Here is a 19,529-nt window from a genome sequence, read left to right on the forward strand (position 1 = left end):
TATGTGATAAACTATTATTAGAAGAAATCAGAAAAGGGGGAATATGTAGATGGTATTGTCTTATGAACAAGTTATAAATCGACTGAATAAATGGTATTATAATGAGGTTTTTATTGCAGTTTTATACATGGGATGGTTTTTATTTTTTTCATTAATTTTTGCCGTAATATTAAGTTTTAAAAAATCACAACTTTTGAAGATGGTGAATAGATTAAATAAAGAAATTATTAATTATGAAGCACATTTAAGTCATCTAATTTATCAAATAGAAAATAAAGAAGTTATGATTAACGAAATAATAAAAGATGCTGAAAAACAAGCAGTAGAGTCAATAACAGATTTACTTAATGAACAATTAAAACAAAAAGAAGAATTAAAGAAATTAGAAGATGAAATAGAAAATGCCACAGCTAAGGTCGACAAAGTAGAAAAACAAATTAATACTCAAACAAATAAATTAGAAAAAATAAAGAAATTATATAGAGCAGTAGAATACTCTATTAATAATTATCAAGAGTTATCGGAATTAGAGTCACTTGAGTTAGAAGACTTGTGTCCAACAGTTGTGTTGAAAATCCATTCTATGGATGTGAAATCTTTAAGAAAAGCCTATAAAGAAAATGAAAAAACTATTAATGAGTTATTGATTAAATATGAAGCAAGAAGTTGAGGAGAGAAAACAACTTGAACAACAAAGAAAACAGGTTGAAAAGGAAGAGGCTAAATATATTGGAGAGATTAATAAAGTTAAAGAGCTATTGTTAATTACGGATAATCAAGATAAATTATCTCAATTAAATAATAAAATTGAAGAGTTACAAAGACAATTGTTTGATGTTGAGCAGAAGAAAGACGATATTATAAAACGTCAAAATGGAAAAGCTGGAAATGTGTATATAATTAGTAACTTAGGGTCGTTTGGAGAGAATATTTTTAAGGTGGGTATGACAAGAAGGTTAGAGCCTATGGATAGAGTAAAGGAATTAAGTGATGCCAGTGTGCCTTTTATGTTCGATGTACATAGCTTCATTTTTTCAGATGATGCAGTTGCTTTAGAACAAAAATTACATAGTATTCTTGAAAAAAATAGGGTTAATAAAATTAATCTAAGAAAAGAATTTTTTAATGTATCAATTGATGAGTTAGAAAAAATAGTTACAGAAATTGATCCAACGGCAGAATTTAATAAAACTATGATTGCTGAAGAATATAGACAGTCTCAAGTAGTGTAGAATATAATGAGTTAACTATGACATTTAGGAGTAAATATAAATGATAGTATATGAAGCAACAAAAAGTGAATTTTTAAACCATATTTTAAATGATGAATTAACGATGAAAATTTATGAGAATTATCAGAAAAAGATAGGACGTACATCAAAAAATGAAATACGTTCTTGGGATAATTCGATGCAATATATGTATAAGGTTTTAAGTACAGATGACATTCCTAGTGAAGCAGGCGTAGCCATTGAGTATAAGGTGCCAACCACTTCAAAGCGAATTGATTTCATTTTAACTGGAATGGATGAGCAAAAAAATGATTCTGTTGTTATTGTGGAACTCAAGCAGTGGGAAAGTTCTGAATTAGTTGAAATGAAGGATGGAATTATTAAAACTCGATTTGCTCATGGAGTAACTGAAACAGCCCATCCATCGTATCAAGCTTGGTCATATGCAAGTTTAATTGAAAATTATAATGAATCAGTTCAAAATGGGGAGGTAAGTTTATATCCTTGTGCCTATTTACACAATTATGTTCTTGAAGAGAATGATGCTTTAATAAACGAACATTACCAAGATTATATTGACCGTGCCCCTGTCTACGTAAAAGGTGATGTATTAAAACTTAGATCATTTATTCAGAAATATATTAAACTTTCCGATCGAAAGCGTATTTTATATAAAATTGAAAATGGAAAAATTCGTCCTTCAAAGTCTTTACAAGATTCATTAAATTCAATGCTTCAAGGAAATCAAGAATTTATTATGATAGATACTCAAAAAGTGGTGTATGAAGAGGCACTAGAGTTAGCTCGCGATTCTTATCGTAGTAATAAGAAAAATGTGTTAATTGTTGAGGGAGGGCCAGGCACAGGTAAATCTGTTCTTGCTATAAATCTCTTAGTTAAATTGACATCAGAGGAGATGGTAAGTCAGTATATTACGAAAAATAGTGCGCCTCGTTCGATTTATTGTGAGAAACTTCAAGGAAATCATAAAAAATCATACATAAATAATTTATTTAAAGGTTCAGGGTGTTATTATGAATCTGATAAAAATGAGTTTGATGTTTTAATTGTGGATGAAGCACATCGGTTAAATGAAAAGTCTGGGATGTTTAAAAATAAAGGAGAAAATCAAACAAAAGAAATTATTAATGCCGCTAAATTTTCAATCTTCTTTATAGATGAAAATCAAAGGGTAACAGTATCAGATGCGGGGAGTAAAGAGGCCATTAGATTCTTTGCAGGTCAGTTAAATGCGGATGTTTATGAAATGAAATTAGATTCTCAATTTAGATGTAATGGAGCAGATGGATACCTGTCTTGGTTAGATGATGTATTAGAAATTAAACAAACGGCAAACTTTGATGGATTCGAATTTGATTATGATATTAAAGTGGTGGATGATCCGAATGTCATGAGAGACCTAATTGAAAAGAAAAATGTGATTAATAATAAAGCACGAATTGTAGCGGGATATTGTTGGGAATGGAAAAAAGACGGTCGTAATAATACGAATCATAAAGATATCGAAATTAAAGAGCATCATTTCGGAATGAGTTGGAATTTAGGAAACTCATCAACATGGGCCATTGATCCAACCTCAGTGAAAGAAGCAGGATGTATTCATACCTGTCAAGGACTTGAATTCGACTATGTTGGTGTGATTATTGGGGATGATATGCGTTATGAAAATGGTCAAGTTGTAACAGATTTCTTTAAACGAGCTAGCACCGACCAATCCATTAAAGGATTAAAAGGAATGTATAAAAAAAATCCTGAAGAAGCTTTAGAGTTAGCAGACAAAATCATAAAAAATACATACCGAACCTTAATGACTCGTGGACAAAAAGGATGCTATATTTATTGTACCGATCACAACTTAAGTATCTATTTGAAAAAACGTTTAAATCAAACTGATAAAGTAATTCGCTATATTCCAGTAGCGGATACCTATGGATGGTCAATGGCAGCAGAAGATGAGTTAGAATAATAACAGCCAAGGAGTATTTAAAGGGAAATCTTTTGATAAAAAGATTTTGCTCAACTCTTGAGGAATATTTACAATCGGTAAATTTTCTATAAGGAATTAAGATTATTATTGAAAAACTAGGTTTAAAAGAGATTGAATCAAATGAAAGACTTTCAGCTTCTATAAGAAGATGGGAGTCTTTTTTTTAGGTTTAAGTCGAGGGAAAATGGGGGATATTAAGTAGGAATAGTTAGTGAATAGAGGAGGTGATGAAATGGGATGGAAATGTTTAAAACAGGTTTTAATTATGATGATGATCATTCTACTAACGGGGTGTGGTTCATCGAGAGAACCGATTAAAAGCGCGGTTTCAAGTGCTTTAATTGGGGTTCAAAATTATGATGAGAGAACGGTTGAAAAATATTTTGGGGTTAATATTTTAGATCCTAACACGTTTTTAGATGCCAAAATTACGAACGATATCCCGTTTGATCGAATGATGCCTCAAGTGGTTGAACGGTTTAATTTTAGAATTTTAGATGTTGAAGATGAAGGGGATTGCGCTATCGTTTACACGGAAATGACAAATGTAGACATGGACAAAGTCATGCCATTATTTTATATCGAAATCTTCAACCGTTTATTCTCAAATGCAACGTTATATGAAGAGGGGCATCCCAATCAAGAAGAATTAAATGAGGCTTATCATCAAATCATGACGTATCTGATTCATAGCGAGGAGAGGGAAATGATGACAACGACGGTCGAGGTTCATCTTATTTATGAAAAGGATTCGTGGAAGATTGTTCTCGATGAAGCTGTATTAAATGGAATATATGGGGGACTATTAACGTTTTTTGATGAGGATGAAGGAGTTTAATAAAGAAATTAGGTCACTTTTTGACAGTATCTAACATATAGTGTAGTAAATACAAGTTAGGGGCGATTGTTATGAGTTTGAAACTATCGGATTTAATTTGGGGATTAGCACTCATTATTTTAGGAATTGGAGTAGGGGGTGATGTTTTAAGGATTTGGGATTTTAGTGTGTTCTTTAGTGGATTTTGGGCATTTTTTATCATTATTCCGTGTGGAGTTCATATTTTTGAAAACGGTATTCGACGTGGAAATCTCATCGGTCTCGGGATTGGAGTCTCCTTTTTATTATGTCAATGGATTCCGACTATGGAGATGTTACTAGTTCCTATGATATTGGTGGTGATAGGGATGGCATTACTCATTGTTCCATCTCGTAGAGAAGATTTAGATGATCAAGATGAAGAAAAAAGAGATTAGCGTAACTAATCTCTTTTTTACAGGCAATGGCTATAAAATCCTTTAAAAAAGTCTATAATGAATAAAAAGATAGGATAAGGGTGTGAGTCATGAAAAAATGGATTTGGATAATCATTGCCGTCTTAGTGGTCGTTGGCGGGGTTGGATATATAAAATTTCAGCAAGTATTTCCGGAATTAACCGTAAAAGTGATGTTTGATAAAGTTCAAGAAGATGATTATGCTTTAATTTTAAACTCGGATGAGCTTACTTTAACGGATCAAGAGCGGGATTTATTACAATCTGTTTTATCAACGATCAGCTATGAGATAAAAGGATCACGGATTGAAGGACAGGAAGCGTATGTCACAGTCGATTTAACCTTTGTTGATGTACTGCAACTGATTATTAATGAACGCCTGACGATTTTAAAACAAGTCTTGACCAATTTCTTTGGAACAATTGATGATATCTTCAATGGACGAGGCCAAGACATGTTAGTTAATACCATTTTGAGTTTAATGGAAAATGAACAAATTGAAAAGCCTATGATGAGCAAGACCATTGATCTGCCGCTCAAGAAACAAAAAGGATTGTGGGTCCCAGATCTCACCGAAGAATGGTTAAATGAGACGTTTAAAATTCCTACTCAAGAACAGATTTTAGATAAATTAAAACAAGGTATTCTTGGATTCGTATCGTGATGAACGAGTAGAACTTTAAATTAAGGAACAATCAGCTAAAATAAAAGCTTTTTAATGTTTCAAAGATGAGGTTTAGGTTCATCATGCAAAGGATATTAAAAGAGGTGAAAAAATGAATCGACGATTAATCATGGGGATCTTGATTGTCAGTTTTTTAATCGTGGGAAAAGTGGGACGATTAAGAGAGGTTCCATCTCCACGAAAAAGTTTAGATTCACTGATGTATCAAGTCCAGGAATTAGAGATGACGTTGTTAACAAGTACCGATTCAAATTTTGAGAATAAAAATTTTTCTTTAACCTATGATGTTATTGATATCACAGAAGAAGGCGATTTAGCGCAGATTTGGATGGTGGTTCAGCAGGATGGTCAAAAAGCAAAGGAATTAAGGGTGATGTTTAAAAAAGGAGATGACTCATGGATTCCAATGGTTTCAGCTGAAGAAATGATGAGCAAAATCTCAGTTCAGTCAGTTTCTATTTCTGAAAACGATGCTAAATAAAATTTATTAGACTCATTCCTCTTGCAAAATACGACAAGATGAGTTATTCTAATTTTAATTTAATGAAAATACACCGGTTGAAGTTTTATAGAAGAGTTTCCAATTTGGAACACCGAAGGAGTCATACTCTCAGGTACTTGATTAATCAAGTGAGGACTGTAAAGCGGACGGAACTCTGGAGAGACCTATTTGAATAGGCGCCGAAGGGGCAAGGCAATCTCGCTCAATCTCTCAGGCAAAAGGACAGGGATGAATAGTATTTTTTGGGAACGCATTTTTTGTGTTACCCTTCTTTTTACTAACGTCAAACTCCAGAGTCATCTTTAAAAAGGTGACTCTTTTTGTTTGTTGGGGTAAAATAACAGGAATTTCCCAGGAAATCGACATATTATTTCCCTTCTTTTTTAAAACAACCAGTTGGGTGTAAAAAAAGGAGTGTTAGTGATGAATTTTGTACAGTTATTAGATCAAATGAATCGTTTTGTTTGGGGACCTCCACTGCTAACGTTGTTAGTTGGAACGGGGGTCTTATTAACCGTTCGTTTAGGGCTAATTCAATTATTTAAATTACCTCAAGCGGTGAAGTTAATTTTTAAAGCAGATAATAAAGGTGAAGGGGATATTTCTTCTTTTGGTGCGTTATGTACAGCGTTAGCTGCAACGGTTGGAACAGGAAATATTATTGGAGTGGCGACTGCGATTTCAGCGGGAGGACCAGGAGCACTTTTTTGGATGTGGTTAGCTGCGTTCTTTGGCATGGCAACGAAGTATGCAGAAGGCGTATTAGCCATTAAATATCGTGAAGTGGACGAAAATGGAAACGTGGCGGGAGGACCGATGTATTACATTGTAAATGGAATGGGGAAAAAGTTTAAACCATTAGCCATATTCTTTGCTTTTAGTGGGATTTTAGTGGCTTTACTTGGTATTGGAACGTTTACGCAAGTCAATGCGATTTCTTCAAGTATTCAAAGGACATTAAATGTTCCTGCAAAAATCACTGGACTTTTATTAGCTGTCTTAGTTGGGATTATTACGTTTGGTGGGATTACGGCTATCTCAAAAGTTGCAGAAAAAGTGGTGCCTGTGATGGCAGGGGCTTATATTATCATCTGTCTTATTATTTTAATCGTGAATTATCAGTTCATTCTGCCAGCTTTTCAAATGATTTTTGGTGGTGCTTTCACACCATCAGCCGCAATGGGCGGTTTTTCAGGAGCAACGATAGCAATGGCTATTCGAAATGGGGTCGCGCGTGGCGTATTTTCAAATGAGTCAGGTCTTGGAAGTGCACCGATTGCAGCAGCAGCTGCTAAAACTCATTGGCCAGCTGAACAAGGGTTAATTTCGATGACGGGAACTTTTATCGATAGTCTCATTATTTGTACATTAACGGGTTTAAGTTTAATCGTAACAGGTGTCTTTACGGTTGAAGGGATTTCGGGTGGTGCTTTAACAGAAGCTGCATTTAATTCTGTGTTACCGACTGTCTGGGGGATGCCTTTAGGTTCTTTACTTTTAATGGTGTGTTTATCGCTGTTTGCTTTTACCACGATTTTAGGATGGAACTATTATGGCGAGCGTTGCTGTGAATTTTTATTCGGTGTGAAAAGTATTACGCTATATCGTATTCTTTTCATCATCATGATTGGACTTGGAGCTTTCTTACAATTAGATGCAGTTTGGTTAATAGCTGATATTGTGAATGGATTAATGGCTTTACCGAATTTAATTGCGTTAATCGCTTTAAGTGGGGTTGTGGTAGCTGAAACCAAACGTTATTTAGCTTATCTTAAACAAGAGGAGATACATGATCTTCACGTTAAAGTGAGGTCATAACCCAATTTGATAAAAAAAAGAAGGAATCTCAGAGTTAGAGATTCCTTTTAAATTTAAAAAAATATGTTATTTTTGGTAATAAAATGTTGAAAAAATTGTAAATTTTGAGATAATAGTAACAATATTTCAAAAGAAGTGAGGGAAGAAGCATGAAAAAGATGCCATTAATTTTACGTATTTTAATTTGGTTAATCATCGGAATCAGTTTGGGGGTGATGTGTCGCACCACCGAGTTGAGTTTACCGATTGCCATCATGGCGACTTTCCGAAGTCTATTTGGAGCGTTTATTTCGTTTGTGATTCCATTAATTATTATTGGACTGATTGTTCCTGGGATTGCATCGCTTGGAAATCAATCAGGAAGAAGTTTATTTCTAACAACGGTACTGGCCTATGTTTCAACGATTAGTGCAGGATTTTTGGCTTTCGTAATTGGAAAATTATTATTACCTTCTTTAATAGGAGGCATTAGCTTATTTACGGAAGATGGCATCACGATTACCCCGATTTTTACGATTGAAATGCCAGCGATTATGGGAGTGATGAGCGCACTAGTTTTAGCATTTTTACTTGGAATTGGGCTTTCAACTCGTAAAGAAAGTTCTTTATTTAAAGTCTGTCAGGATTTTAGTGAGATTATGATGTCTGTGATTTCAAAAGTGATTGTTCCGATTGTTCCCATCTATATTGGTTCGGTTTTTGCAGAACTCAGTTATAGTGGAACCATTTTCACAACGATTAAATCTTTTTTAATGGTTTATCTTGTCTTATTTGGATTGCAGGTTTTATATCTAATCATTTTATATACGGTAGCTGGGGGAATTAAACGTAAAAATCCATTTCGATTATTAAAAAATATGTTCCCCGCTTATTTAACAGCTGTTGGAACGCAGTCATCGGCTGCAACGATTCCGATTACGCTCGAATGTGCAAAATCGAATGATGTGGATGAAGAAGTTTGTGAATTTGTGATTCCATTGTCTGCAACCATTCATATTGCGGGTGATACCATGACATTAGTGTTAACCTCGATGGCCATTTTGTTATTAAATGGACAATCCCCAACACTAGCGATGTATATTCCGTTTATTTTAATGTTAGGGATTATGATGATTGCGGCACCTGGTGTTCCAGGAGGTGGTGTGATGGCGGCTCTTGGGTTACTCGAATCCATGCTTGGATTTGGAAGTTTTGAGAAGCCATTGATGATTGCTTTGCATGCGGCACAAGATAGTTTCGGAACGGCTACTAATGTCACTGGAGATGGGGCAATGGCCATCTTTGTGGAAAGATTAATTAAACGTAAACGATAGAAGAGCGAATTTTCGCTCTTTTTTTGGTTAAAAAGGGATCGTTTTTCATGAAAATTCATATTTATGTCAAAAAAACAATAAAATTTAGAGAACTGAATTTTAAGATATTGGAGTGATTGAAGTGAGGTGGGAGGGTTTTTCTGAAATAGGTCGCTTTATCTTAATTGTAGGACTTTTGATTTTGATAGTTGTGACGTGTGTTGGGATGGTTATGTGTGAGTTTGAATTGTTGCTCGATAGAGGAAGTACCCTAAGTGCCAAAGAAATGAGAGCATGTCTTCAAGAGCGGGAGGAGATTGTTTTAAAAGGCAGTCAATTAGCGATGGATGAGTACCGAGCGATTTATATTGAAGATAAGAAAGTGGGATATGCACGACTTGAAATGTCATCTTTTTTCGAGGCGAATGTGTATGTGTACCGTGAATCATGAATTGGTGAGTTATTTTGAGAGTGTTCAGAATCAGCTGTTATTTCAGGGGCTTAATGAAGCGGGTTTAGTGTCAGGTTATGTGTTAGAAGATGAGGAGAATTATGTGTTTTATTCACCAAATTTAGAGGTGATTGCAACGAGTGAAAGTAAGGAACCTCGGCAAATTTAAAATTTGTCAGGAGCGTGTTTATTTGAAGTGCAGTATCGTTATAATTTTTGGCGTAATGAACAACAATATGAGATTAAAAGAGGTGAGGATTCAGAATTAGATTTGATGTTTGTCATCTGGATGATTTTTAGGATGGAGGTTGAGTAGCATGAAGAAAGGGAGGGTTAAATTTATGTGTCATCGCATATATTAGTATAAAGGAGGAAAAGAGATGGCAGAATAATAAGCATCGTACTAGGTATTCATGAGGTCTCTTTTAACTAACTTTTATTGTACAATTTAAAAAACCATCCCAAGCGAAAAGGTGATGCTAGTTAATAGATATGGATGGGAGGAATAGCAATGGATTTTTCTAATCTTAAATCGTTAAAATCGTGTTCACTTGAAGAGGTTAAGGAACGGTTAGGAGCTTCAAAGAAAAAAACAGAACTCTATGTTAGTGAAGTTAATCCAGATGAGTTTGCGAAATTTCAATTTTCACCTCAAGTTGAAGTCGATGTCACGATGACGAGTCATATCTTTGAAAAATCGGATTCCTACTTTTATCATTTATTTCATGAAGTTTTATATCGGTCCTTAAAAATTGAGGTTGACTTAGAACGAATTCAATTAGTGAAGGAATTAAAATTTTTAGCGACTCTGATTTTGGTTGGATTGACGCTTGTTTTTTTAATTGTTTCTCTTCGTTTTCCATTTAAAGTCGGACTTTTTGTTTTAATTACGATGGTCTGTGGTGTCTTATATTATTTATGTTGTCAAAAACCTGAGTTATCTGTGACACATATTGAACGACGAACGAATTTTAAAATTATTAATGAGACGTGGCTTGAACAGTTACCTTCTCTTTATGTAGTTGATCAAACAGAAGTCTATCTTGGAGGAAATTTACTCACCGGCAATAGTGAAGATTTAAATCAACCGTTTTATAAGGTAGAATCACAAGAGGAATGTTTAAAGTTAATTGATTTATACCGTATCTGCGTTAAAGAATCTTCTTACATCGATGATACAGTCTTGATTGGGTATTATTTTGAATTATTACAAGGGGTGGAAGGAGAGGTTCTTACCGAAATGGAATAAAACCATGATAATCATGGTTTTTTTATTTGTTATCAATCACAATTTGGATTAAAGTATCAGATTGGGGTATTCTATATAAAGCACGCTAGGAAGGTTAAGATGCTATTTTGATTCGTTTAAAATGAAGTTTGTATTGAATCAGATGACTTAATGATTGTGAATGTTAATCATTATTATGAAAAATAGTTATTATATTAGTTGCTAAATTAAAAGCATCATTGTAAAATAAAAGACACTTGACAAATTGAATAGGAGGGAAGTGAACGGATGACAAGTTCATTTTTTACAGATTTCTTATATTTAACCGATATTCGAACGGTTATTTTTATTGCGATTTTAATTGCTTTATTCTTTGTGATGAAGCAATTTGAAAAAAAGAAAGTTAAATTTTCAACACGTATGTTATCGGCAACTGCGATTGGTCTTGTACTTGGATTATTAATTCAAGTTGTAGGCGGATTCCCAGATGTTCCGATGGATGTTCCATTTATTGCAGAAATTAATAAGTGGTATGGATTAGTGGCAAACGGATTCATGGATTTATTAAAAATGTTAGTTGTCCCACTTATTTTCTTCTCAATTATTCGTGTTATTATTAACATGAAAGAGGGAGAAAATTTAGGAGCGATGACAGCTAGAACCTTGTTGACGTTAGTTGGAACAACAACGATTGCGGCGATTATTGGATTAATCATTGGAAACTTATTTAAGTTAGGGGTTAGCACAACGTTAATGGAGGGTGATGTTTCTATTCGTGAAGTGAGTTCAATTGTTGATACACTTCGTGGGCTAATTCCATCTAATCCAATTGCAGCGATGGCAGAAGGAAATGTGGTAGCAGTTGTTATTTTTGCGGCTTTTTTAGGAATTGCGACGAAACGTCAAACGAAAAAGTATTATGATGTGGTGAAGCCATTTATTGATTTTGTAGAAGCTTTCTATAAAATCATTTTAAGTGTTGCGATGACAATCATCAAATGGATGCCATATGCCGTGATTGCCCTACTAGCAAATACGATTGCGGGACGTGGAATGTCAGCTTTAGGACAAGTGTTTGACTTTATTATTGCCCTGTATGTTGGAGTCGCTGTGATGTTTGTGGTGCAATTAATCTTAATTGCAATGAATGGATTAAATCCATTCCGTTACGTTAAAAATGTATTAGATGCCTTAGTATTAGCCTTTACTTCACGTTCAAGTCTTGGAACATTACCTGTAAGTATTGAAAAGCTAACCGATAATGTTGGACTTGATAACGGAACGGCTACTTTTGTTGGAAGTTTAGGATCTAATGCTGGAATGAATGGATGTGCGGGACTTTATCCTGCATTAGTCGCGGTCATGGTAGCTAACATGACGGGAACACCGATTGATTTAAGCTTTATTGCGATGTTAGTCTTAGTGATTGCGTTAGCTTCATTTGGAATTGCTGGAATTCCTGGGTCTGCAACGATGGCGATTTCAGTTGTGTTATCAGGAATGGGAATGGGAGCTTATTTCCCACTGATTGCAGGAGTTATTGCGGTTGATCCGATTTTAGATATGGGACGTACGATGTTAAATGTAAACGGAACATTAACAACAGCTGTTTTAATTGGAAAAAAATATAATCATATTGATAAAGATGTGTTCTATGGACGCAAAACATTAACTGAAGATGAAGAATAGAAAAAAGACGGGGACTCACCCCGTCTTTTTTATGCCTTTAATTCATGAATCCCTAAATCTAATAGTTGAAGTTTAATGGATCCAATTTTAGAATCTTTTGCAATTTCATATTTGGTTACACTGATACTTTCAATCTCACCCACAAGATCGATGATTTCCTGATTTTTGATCCCTTGCGTCGTGTTGACTTTAAAGCAAGCCACGATTTTTTTATTCTCTTGATGCTCAATTTTTAAATATTCTGTATAGCTATTAGGCGCTACTTCATTCCAACAATGGAAGAATTCTGGTGTGAAATTTAAAGCCATTAGATGTTCTCTAAAAATATCTAATCGTTCGATTAAATAAGCATCTTTTAATTCTTCTAAGTCAATTTGAATGAGGCGATTTAAAAAGTCTATTTGTTCTTCATCAGTCGCGTATCGAGCATTGTCTTCTTCGCAAATTAATAAGGATGTATTGAAACAACCGTAGAGATGGGTGTCTAATTGAATGGTCCATTGTGCTTGCATGTTCTTCCCTCGCTTTTATAGTCTTTGTTGTCATTTTACTATATTTTTATTTTTTATCCTATATCAGTGACGATAAGTTTTCTTGATTTTTAGAAAACTTTGATTGATTTAAAATTTAGATTACCTATAAGTATCGCGAGGAAAGTACGATGTTAAGTAACCTGATTGACTTCGGCCTAATCCTTTCTCTTGAGATGAAAGGATTAGAATCATGAAGACTCATCTCTCGTACGGTCTAAAGATGAGCGTTAAAAAGCCCGTCACTGGCCGTTAGGGGCTAAAGTCGTGTCATTTAGTTTTTGGATGAACTCAAAAAATTCTTTTAAACTTCGTAAGTCATCTGTTTCAAAAACTCTTTTTTGAAGGCCTTCAATGAACTCAAGACTATACATCACAGGATGAGCCCGAGATTTCATGTAGTGAAGACCGACTTCTTGCATCATTTGTCTTAAGTATCGTTCATGATATAGAGCATTTGTACTGACGAGGCCACGATTATCTTTTTCCATGAGTTCAGGGTCCTGGATTGCCACATTATAATGATTAGCAAAAGGGGCAAAGGCTTTACTGTAACTGGTTGGGAAGTAGTCACGATTACCGAGTAACCAGGTTTCAATGCATTTATTTTGAACGAATATTTGATAGGGACAAGATAAGGCATGTGGATAGTTTTTGATTTTATTAATTGTTATCTGTTTACGAGCCATGACGCCTTCATCATCTCCATCTAAGAAGATGAGAAGGTAGTTGAATTTATGACTTCGATTGATGGTTTCAATGGTTTGTCCTAGAATATTTCGAGAAGGTGAGCTAGGATCTGTTCCAAGAAGACGTGGATAACCGAGCCCACTAAAGATGACATAATTTTGGTCAGTCACCTCATTAACAGTGGCAACTCGTGTGAGAGAAGGCATTAAATTGCCAATCCAGTTATCGATGATTTTATGACCAGATTTTCCGTCTTCAACGAGAATGTAGAGATTCATGTTAGAAGACTCCTTCGTATTCAAGTCGGTTCATGAGTTCAAAAAAGGCATCGTATTTGGTTTGACCAATGCCGAGTTCGATTGCTGTTTTATTTGAAACGATAGAGTCGATTCGATGAACAATGACCCAACAAGAAGGTGTAATGTTATTAATGATATAGGGATGATGGCTGGTTAAAATCATTTGAATTCCTTGTTTTTGAATCATCTCTTCTAGAATGAGTCCTAAGCAATTAAGGCCTAAACCATTTTCAAATTCATCAATTAATAAGACTGTTCCGGGTTTAGCTAAGGTTACTTCACTTAAGTAGATAAGTGTTTTAAGCATCCCATCTGATAAGTTGTGGTGCGTCAGCGTAGCACCTGATTTATCTTTTAGACGTAGAACATATTGATTTTCAATTGTTTCAAAGGTCAAGTCTTCGACTTCTTCAAATATCAGTTGGTATAAGGCTTTTAGAATATCGAAACGCTCTTTTTGAAATTGATAAATATAGGCTAGTCTTTCTAAGGTGTTATCACTTAAGAAGTTTAGTGAGTTTTCTTTAATTTGTTGTTGTCTGATGAGTGAAACAGGAAGAACATAACGAATTTTTTCGTTGATGTTTTTAATTTGTAGTGGAATGGATAAGGCACCTTCTCTAGAACTTAAATCTTGATTGATGATATGATAGTTATCAAGTGTCACTTCATAAGTATATAGGTGCTCATTGTATTCAAAATCAAGGACGTAGTGCCCAGATTCGAGTGTCTTGGTTTGTCCAGTTTGTAACAGTTGGGTTAACTCTTTAATATAATGAAGAACTTGACTTTTTCCTGATCCTGAGACTCCAACGAGGAGTGTTAGTGAATGGAAATCGATTGGTTCAATGCTCAAACTATTTGTACTATTTACGATTAATCTATGGATCTTCACAAATTTCCCCCCTTATTTGATGCCTAATATAAATTACTCAAAGGAAAGGAGAAATGGCACGGTTTAAGAAGGAGGAGAGGGACATTTATAAAAAAAACTCTGAGATTATCAGAGCTTTTTTCTTATTCAGCTAATGCTTCTTTTTCAGTGGGTGTTAATTGATAAGTTTGACCACTGTTTTCAATTTCACGGTATTGTTCCATTTTAACACGGAATAATTCTCCATTTGTTGGAGGTGTATAAGTAATGGCATTTGCTCCTGCCGCAATGGTTTCTAAGATTGATTCATTTGTTGGTCCACCCGTTGCCATAATTGGGATAGTTGGGAATTTTTGACGAATAGAACGAACAATGGCCGCGGTATTGGCACCTCCACTGACATTAATGATGTCAGCTCCCGCTTCAATTTTAGATTGAACATCTGTTGATTCCGAAACAACGGTTACAACAACTGGAATATCGATACTTTCTTTAACGTACCTAATGGTTTCGTGTGGGGTTGGTGCATTTAAGACAACGGCAATTGCACCTTGGAATTCAGCGTGAAGCGCAATGTTTCCAGAACGTGTTCCGTGAGTTAATCCTCCACCAACTCCGCAGATAACAGGGATGTCAGAGACTGTTAAGATGGCTTGGGTAATAGTAGGTTGTGGGGTAAATGGATAAACAGCAATAACAGCATCAGCATTTGTATTTTTTATGATTGCAACATCAGTTGTAAAAATAAATGATTTTAATCGTTTACCAAAAATACGGATTCCACTGCAATTACGAATCACTTCAGGAACGCGAACAAAATTTTTACGCAAGTTACTAGTAACCTCAGGAACTAATTTTTCGGGTGTATGAACTTTTTCAGAAGTCATTTAAATAGTCACGTCCTTTCAAATCAACAAAATTGTAATATAACCATTATATCCGACTTAATGTCAAAAGTTAAGAAAATCTCCGTATCTTTTCGGATTTCCTTTCGCAGTCTTCCAATTATAGGGAGTTTGAGGGTAAGGTATCGTGTCGAAAATAATTAAAATGTCGAAACGTGAAAAAACTTCCGCTTCAAGGTGGTTATTTTATGAAAATAGTTGTATACTTTAAAAGGAAAAAAATTATCCTGTTATATTTAGTCTAGCGTGTGCAAACACTAATTACGATCGAGTAGTTTATGTTTTTAAAACGTTAGCATCATGCTTTTGGAGGTGAACATAAGTGGAAGATTCCATTCCCATACGGACAATTAAATTAATCACACTTATGTTTGCGGTGAAACGTTCTTAGGTGTGAAAATGTAAGAGGTGATTCGATGAGAAATGAAGTGAATTTTGTTAATTCACTGACGAATAGTGGGTTTCAATGGATTAATTTAATTAATCCAACGCATCAAGAGGTTGAGGCTATGTGTAAAGAGCATGACCTTGAGTTTGAAACAGTTATTACGGCACTCGATGAGGAGGAACGTTCTCGTGTTCAAATCGAAGATAACTTCACGATGATCATTGTTGACGTCCCTGTTTCATATGAGTCTGATACATATTATTCAACGGTTCCTTTAGGAATTGTAAAAACAGATAAATTATTATTAACACTGTGTACACAAGAGTTAAGTGTCTTTAGTAAGCGATTAAAGACCCAAACGAAAAGTATTAATGGTCATATTTATCAAATTCTTTATACGATTTCGATTCAATATTTAGGATACTTACGTGTCATTGAACGAAAAAGTAGTCAAGTTGAGCGTGCCCTTCGCCAAACGCCTCAAAACGAAGATTTAATTGAAATGCTAGACTTACAAAAATCATTAGTATACATGTCATCCTCACTTCGCTCAAACCAAATCGTCCTTGAACGTCTAGTTAAGCTTGAAAAATCAGATACGCCAGAAGCTGAGATGCTTGAAGATGTGATTATCGAAAATAAGCAGGCCATAGACATGTCAAAGATTTATGGAAATATCTTAAATAGCAACTTAAATGTCTTTGAAACGATTATCTCAAATAACTTGAATATGGTCATGAAGTTTTTGACAGTTGTTTCTGTGATTATTGCGGTTCCAACGGTTGTATCAAGTTTCTGGGGGATGAACGTCCCGGTGCCATTTCAAGAAAATCAATATGGCTTTTTAATTGTAACGATTATTTCAATTATTATTACCGGGTTAGCGGGTGTTTATATTAATAAAAAGGAAAACCGACGTTATAAAAGAAAATAAAAAAATGATTACCCTTCTATTTAGAAGGGTTTTTTCAAATGAAAGGTCGACAAAGATGAAAGCATTAAATTCTAATTTAACGAACCATCAAACTCATCGTGAGAAACAAGAATCAATGAAGACAGAATTAAATCATATTTTGACTCAGCATCAAGATTATCTTGAGCAACGAGGAGGAAATATTCCACTTTCTGTACGAATCGAAGGATTAAAACGATTAAAAGAAACGATTAAAAAATATGAAGTGGACTTACAAGAAGCCTTAAAGATTGATTTAGGAAAAAATGAATTTGAAGCTTATTCAACCGAGATAGGTTTTATTTACGCTTCTATTGATTATACGTTAAAAAGATTAAAGAAGTGGGCGCGTCCTAAACGTGTGAAATCAGAAGCGGCACAATTAATTGGAACGTCTTTGATTATTCCAAGTGCCTATGGTGTTGTTTTAATTATTGGTCCCTTTAATTATCCAGTGCAACTGTTATTAGAACCTTTAATCGGGGCTATTGCAGGTGGAAATGTTGCGGTTTTAAAACCGTCTGAGTTTACACCACATGTTGAATCAGTTATGGTTCGTTTAATAAAGGAAGCCTTTGATTCTCGATATGTCTCAGTGGTGACAGGTGATTACCAAGTGAATCAGGCTTTGCTTGATTTACGATTTGATTATATTTTCTTTACCGGAAGTGTGAATGTTGGAAAGATTGTGATGGAAAAAGCAAGCCATCATTTAACACCTCTTACACTTGAACTTGGAGGAAAATCACCTGTAATTGTAGATGAAACAGCGAATTTAAAGTTGGCTGCTAAGCGTATTGCATGGGGAAAATTTATGAACGCTGGTCAAACCTGTGTTGCCCCTGATTACGTGATGGTTCATCATTCCGTTTATGAAGCTTTTTTAAAAGAGTTACAGACGGTCATTAAGTCATTTTACGGAGATAACATTCAATCAAATCCTGAGTTTGGACGTATTGTAACGACCCGTCATGCGTCGCGTTTAGCTGATTTAATAGAAGGAAATCGTGATCAGGTTGTGATGGGTGGAGCTGTTGATTTAGAAGATCGTTTTATTGAACCTACTGTATTCAAAGAGGTGACCTTAACTTCTTCTTTAATGGAGGATGAGTTATTTGGTCCTCTTCTTCCGACGATGTCTTATCAATCAATGGATGAGATTAAGCGTTGTTTAAAAGCTCATCCTAATCCATTAGCTTTTTATGTTTTTTCTGAAAATAAAGCCTTTAGTCATCAATTAATCACGCAGTTTTCGTTTGGTGGAGGTTGTATCAACGATACCATTACGCATGTTGCGTCTTCAAGACTGCCTTTTGGAGGGGTTGGAAGTTCTGGAATGGGTCGTTATCATGGAGAGGCAAGTTTTAAGACGTTCACTTACGAAAAAAGCATGGTGAATCGCTCGACGAAAATTCACTTAAATCTTGTGTTCCCTCCGTACAAAGACAAGTTAAAATTAATTAAAAAGATTATGAAATAACAAATGATTTACAATTTCTAGTAATATCCTACACGACTTCCTATCAAATCTCTCATATGATATAGTAAATAGGAAGGGAGAGATGCTTATGTCATGTCTTGGAAATCTAGTATGGCTACTTTTTGGCGGGTTATGGGCCTCATTAATTTGGTGTTTGTTTGGCGTTCTCTGGTGTCTAACGATTGTTGGCATTCCGGTTGGTCTGCAATGCTTTAAGTTAGCTAAATTACAATTAGCTCCATTTGGTAAAGAGGTTGTGACAGTCAACAATGGAAGTGGGACTTTTGTTTTAAATATTTTATGGTTACTTTTTGGTGGGTTAGAAATGGCTTTAGTGAATTTAGTGAGTGCTTTAATGTTAGCTATTTCTATTGTTGGAATTCCATTCGCTTTTCAGGCCATTAAAATGGCAAAGTTATCTCTAATGCCGTTTGGTAAAGAAGTTATTTGATTTATTGGGACGATTTTGTTTAAAATCGTTCCATTTTTTTCATAATAAAATTGGTGATGTTATGGAAAAAAGAATCGTTTATATTGCATATTTAATTATTGCATTTGTTGTTTTTGATTTCTTTTATGGATTTACGGATTGGATTGCAAAGTGGCAGATGTGGAATTGGTATCTTATTATTTTACTCTTAACCATTGCTGCTTTATTGTTGATTAAATATAAACAAAATCAACGTAAATTAGCATTAGATGAGTATAGTAAGCAAAATGAAAGACGTCGACTACAGCTAAGCCAACTCGTTTTATTTGAGCAACTAGAGCATTTAAGTGATGAATCCTTTAACCAATTATTAAAATTATTTTATGAACTGAAGGGATATGAATCGGTTGAAGTAGCGACTAATCCGGCGACGCAAGGTTATGATTTGTTAATGTGGTCACAAGGTGAAAAAATCATTGTCAAGTGGTTTAAATGTGTTCCCTTAATCAAAGATTTATATACCGATCCAGCAGGATTAGAAATGTCAGTCGGTGATATCGTTGGGGTTAGTGACATTCGAGGTGTTTTAGGAGCGATGCAAGATTTTGATGTTCAAGCAGATCAAGCTATTGTCATTACAACAAGTGATTTTAATGATGAAGCGAAAGATTTTGCAAATCGGAATCACATTGAATTGCTAACCGGATATGAGTTTTACCATGAAATTGAAAACTTAAGGGAAAACGGAACGAGTCTCGTTTTAAATGTCAGTGAAATGGAACTCTAGGTCTGATTCATCCGCG

21 protein-coding genes and 1 riboswitch are annotated in these 19,529 nt (G+C 34.8%); of the genes, 17 read left to right on the forward strand and 4 right to left on the reverse strand.

What is annotated here, in order from left to right; translation table 11 throughout:
- Window positions 1-49: 49 nt before the first annotated feature.
- From J6D32_RS05285 to J6D32_RS05345, 13 genes are all read left to right on the forward strand, one after another.
- On the forward strand, window positions 50-670 hold the full coding sequence (locus tag J6D32_RS05285) for a hypothetical protein (RefSeq protein ID WP_039930635.1): 621 nt from the start codon (window positions 50-52) through the stop codon (window positions 668-670).
- Window positions 654-1,232 carry a GIY-YIG nuclease family protein gene (locus tag J6D32_RS05290; protein ID WP_006783833.1) on the forward strand — a complete coding sequence of 193 codons (579 nt, stop codon included), beginning with the start codon at window positions 654-656 and terminating at the stop codon, window positions 1,230-1,232. Before J6D32_RS05285 ends, J6D32_RS05290 begins: the two co-directional genes overlap by 17 nt.
- Window positions 1,233-1,272: 40 nt before the next feature.
- Entirely contained in the window at window positions 1,273-3,219 is a 1,947-nt protein-coding gene (locus J6D32_RS05295) for a DUF2075 domain-containing protein (protein ID WP_006783832.1), read from the forward strand.
- A 253-nt stretch (window positions 3,220-3,472) separates the two neighbouring features.
- Window positions 3,473-4,078: a hypothetical protein gene (locus J6D32_RS05300; protein ID WP_006783831.1), complete on the forward strand. Its 606-nt coding sequence runs from the start codon at window positions 3,473-3,475 to the stop codon at window positions 4,076-4,078.
- Between the two features lie 71 nt (window positions 4,079-4,149).
- Window positions 4,150-4,494 carry a LiaF transmembrane domain-containing protein gene (locus J6D32_RS05305; RefSeq protein WP_006783830.1) on the forward strand — a complete coding sequence of 115 codons (345 nt, stop codon included), beginning with the start codon at window positions 4,150-4,152 and terminating at the stop codon, window positions 4,492-4,494.
- Between the two features lie 89 nt (window positions 4,495-4,583).
- Complete coding sequence (locus J6D32_RS05310) at window positions 4,584-5,177, forward strand: hypothetical protein (RefSeq protein WP_006783829.1); 594 nt, start codon at window positions 4,584-4,586, stop codon at window positions 5,175-5,177.
- Window positions 5,178-5,289: 112 nt separating this feature from the next.
- Window positions 5,290-5,679, forward strand: coding sequence for a hypothetical protein (locus tag J6D32_RS05315; RefSeq protein ID WP_009606234.1), 390 nt, complete (start codon window positions 5,290-5,292; stop codon window positions 5,677-5,679).
- A 165-nt stretch (window positions 5,680-5,844) separates the two neighbouring features.
- Window positions 5,845-5,936: riboswitch (glycine riboswitch) on the forward strand.
- Window positions 5,937-6,123: 187 nt separating this feature from the next.
- Entirely contained in the window at window positions 6,124-7,518 is a 1,395-nt protein-coding gene (locus J6D32_RS05320) for an alanine/glycine:cation symporter family protein (RefSeq protein WP_006783827.1), read from the forward strand.
- A gap of 149 nt (window positions 7,519-7,667) precedes the next feature.
- Window positions 7,668-8,831 (forward strand): dicarboxylate/amino acid:cation symporter, encoded by a 1,164-nt coding sequence (locus J6D32_RS05325; protein WP_006783826.1) that lies wholly within the window; start codon window positions 7,668-7,670, stop codon window positions 8,829-8,831.
- A gap of 121 nt (window positions 8,832-8,952) precedes the next feature.
- On the forward strand, window positions 8,953-9,261 hold the full coding sequence (locus J6D32_RS05330; RefSeq protein ID WP_229040030.1) for a hypothetical protein: 309 nt from the start codon (window positions 8,953-8,955) through the stop codon (window positions 9,259-9,261).
- Complete coding sequence (locus J6D32_RS05335) at window positions 9,242-9,430, forward strand: hypothetical protein (RefSeq protein WP_009606241.1); 189 nt, start codon at window positions 9,242-9,244, stop codon at window positions 9,428-9,430. The genes J6D32_RS05330 and J6D32_RS05335 overlap by 20 nt, the downstream gene beginning before the upstream one ends.
- A 342-nt stretch (window positions 9,431-9,772) precedes the next feature.
- Window positions 9,773-10,510, forward strand: a complete 738-nt coding sequence (locus tag J6D32_RS05340; protein ID WP_006783823.1) for a hypothetical protein — start codon at window positions 9,773-9,775, stop codon at window positions 10,508-10,510.
- A gap of 267 nt (window positions 10,511-10,777) precedes the next feature.
- A complete protein-coding gene (locus J6D32_RS05345; RefSeq protein ID WP_006783822.1) occupies window positions 10,778-12,178 on the forward strand; it encodes a cation:dicarboxylate symporter family transporter in 1,401 nt (466 codons plus the stop codon).
- Between the two features lie 29 nt (window positions 12,179-12,207).
- On the opposite strand, the gene J6D32_RS05350 is transcribed toward J6D32_RS05345, so the two are convergent.
- The 4 genes from J6D32_RS05350 to J6D32_RS05365 all read right to left on the reverse strand — a co-directional run bounded on the left by J6D32_RS05350 (window position 12,208) and on the right by J6D32_RS05365 (window position 15,458).
- A complete protein-coding gene (locus tag J6D32_RS05350; RefSeq protein ID WP_009606236.1) occupies window positions 12,208-12,690 on the reverse strand; it encodes a hypothetical protein in 483 nt (160 codons plus the stop codon).
- Window positions 12,691-12,950: 260 nt separating this feature from the next.
- On the reverse strand, window positions 12,951-13,676 hold the full coding sequence (locus tag J6D32_RS05355) for a hypothetical protein (protein ID WP_006783821.1): 726 nt from the start codon (window positions 13,674-13,676) through the stop codon (window positions 12,951-12,953).
- Window position 13,677: 1 nt separating this feature from the next.
- Window positions 13,678-14,592, reverse strand: a complete 915-nt coding sequence (locus J6D32_RS05360) for an AAA family ATPase (RefSeq protein WP_006783820.1) — start codon at window positions 14,590-14,592, stop codon at window positions 13,678-13,680.
- A 122-nt stretch (window positions 14,593-14,714) separates the two neighbouring features.
- The gene (locus tag J6D32_RS05365; protein WP_006783819.1) at window positions 14,715-15,458 is read right to left on the reverse strand and encodes a beta/alpha barrel domain-containing protein; all 744 of its coding nucleotides are present in this window, start codon (window positions 15,456-15,458) and stop codon (window positions 14,715-14,717) included.
- A 434-nt stretch (window positions 15,459-15,892) separates the two neighbouring features.
- Between J6D32_RS05365 and J6D32_RS05370 the strand changes: the two genes are divergently transcribed.
- The 4 genes from J6D32_RS05370 to J6D32_RS05385 all read left to right on the forward strand — a co-directional run bounded on the left by J6D32_RS05370 (window position 15,893) and on the right by J6D32_RS05385 (window position 19,513).
- Entirely contained in the window at window positions 15,893-16,798 is a 906-nt protein-coding gene (locus J6D32_RS05370; RefSeq protein WP_006783818.1) for a magnesium transporter CorA family protein, read from the forward strand.
- Between the two features lie 55 nt (window positions 16,799-16,853).
- Window positions 16,854-18,296: an aldehyde dehydrogenase gene (locus J6D32_RS05375; RefSeq protein ID WP_006783817.1), complete on the forward strand. Its 1,443-nt coding sequence runs from the start codon at window positions 16,854-16,856 to the stop codon at window positions 18,294-18,296.
- Between the two features lie 88 nt (window positions 18,297-18,384).
- Entirely contained in the window at window positions 18,385-18,747 is a 363-nt protein-coding gene (locus J6D32_RS05380) for a YccF domain-containing protein (protein ID WP_006783816.1), read from the forward strand.
- 61 nt (window positions 18,748-18,808) lie between these two features.
- A complete protein-coding gene (locus J6D32_RS05385; protein ID WP_006783815.1) occupies window positions 18,809-19,513 on the forward strand; it encodes a restriction endonuclease in 705 nt (234 codons plus the stop codon).
- The last annotated feature ends 16 nt before the right edge of the window (window positions 19,514-19,529 follow it).

Source organism: Turicibacter sp., from assembly GCF_017941855.1.
Taxonomy (GTDB): domain Bacteria; phylum Bacillota_I; class Bacilli_A; order MOL361; family Turicibacteraceae; genus Turicibacter; species Turicibacter sanguinis.

Coding starts and splice junctions, on each gene's coding strand:
- J6D32_RS05285 (WP_039930635.1), top strand. CDS start 50: ATGGTATTGTCTTATGAACAAGTTATAAATCGACTGAATAAATGGTAT.
- J6D32_RS05290 (WP_006783833.1), top strand. CDS start 654: ATGAAGCAAGAAGTTGAGGAGAGAAAACAACTTGAACAACAAAGAAAA.
- J6D32_RS05295 (WP_006783832.1), top strand. CDS start 1,273: ATGATAGTATATGAAGCAACAAAAAGTGAATTTTTAAACCATATTTTA.
- J6D32_RS05300 (WP_006783831.1), top strand. CDS start 3,473: ATGGGATGGAAATGTTTAAAACAGGTTTTAATTATGATGATGATCATT.
- J6D32_RS05305 (WP_006783830.1), top strand. CDS start 4,150: ATGAGTTTGAAACTATCGGATTTAATTTGGGGATTAGCACTCATTATT.
- J6D32_RS05310 (WP_006783829.1), top strand. CDS start 4,584: ATGAAAAAATGGATTTGGATAATCATTGCCGTCTTAGTGGTCGTTGGC.
- J6D32_RS05315 (WP_009606234.1), top strand. CDS start 5,290: ATGAATCGACGATTAATCATGGGGATCTTGATTGTCAGTTTTTTAATC.
- J6D32_RS05320 (WP_006783827.1), top strand. CDS start 6,124: ATGAATTTTGTACAGTTATTAGATCAAATGAATCGTTTTGTTTGGGGA.
- J6D32_RS05325 (WP_006783826.1), top strand. CDS start 7,668: ATGAAAAAGATGCCATTAATTTTACGTATTTTAATTTGGTTAATCATC.
- J6D32_RS05335 (WP_009606241.1), top strand. CDS start 9,242: ATGTGTACCGTGAATCATGAATTGGTGAGTTATTTTGAGAGTGTTCAG.
- J6D32_RS05340 (WP_006783823.1), top strand. CDS start 9,773: ATGGATTTTTCTAATCTTAAATCGTTAAAATCGTGTTCACTTGAAGAG.
- J6D32_RS05345 (WP_006783822.1), top strand. CDS start 10,778: ATGACAAGTTCATTTTTTACAGATTTCTTATATTTAACCGATATTCGA.
- J6D32_RS05350 (WP_009606236.1), bottom strand. CDS start 12,690: ATGCAAGCACAATGGACCATTCAATTAGACACCCATCTCTACGGTTGT.
- J6D32_RS05355 (WP_006783821.1), bottom strand. CDS start 13,676: ATGAATCTCTACATTCTCGTTGAAGACGGAAAATCTGGTCATAAAATC.
- J6D32_RS05365 (WP_006783819.1), bottom strand. CDS start 15,458: ATGACTTCTGAAAAAGTTCATACACCCGAAAAATTAGTTCCTGAGGTT.
- J6D32_RS05370 (WP_006783818.1), top strand. CDS start 15,893: ATGAGAAATGAAGTGAATTTTGTTAATTCACTGACGAATAGTGGGTTT.
- J6D32_RS05375 (WP_006783817.1), top strand. CDS start 16,854: ATGAAAGCATTAAATTCTAATTTAACGAACCATCAAACTCATCGTGAG.
- J6D32_RS05380 (WP_006783816.1), top strand. CDS start 18,385: ATGTCATGTCTTGGAAATCTAGTATGGCTACTTTTTGGCGGGTTATGG.
- J6D32_RS05385 (WP_006783815.1), top strand. CDS start 18,809: ATGGAAAAAAGAATCGTTTATATTGCATATTTAATTATTGCATTTGTT.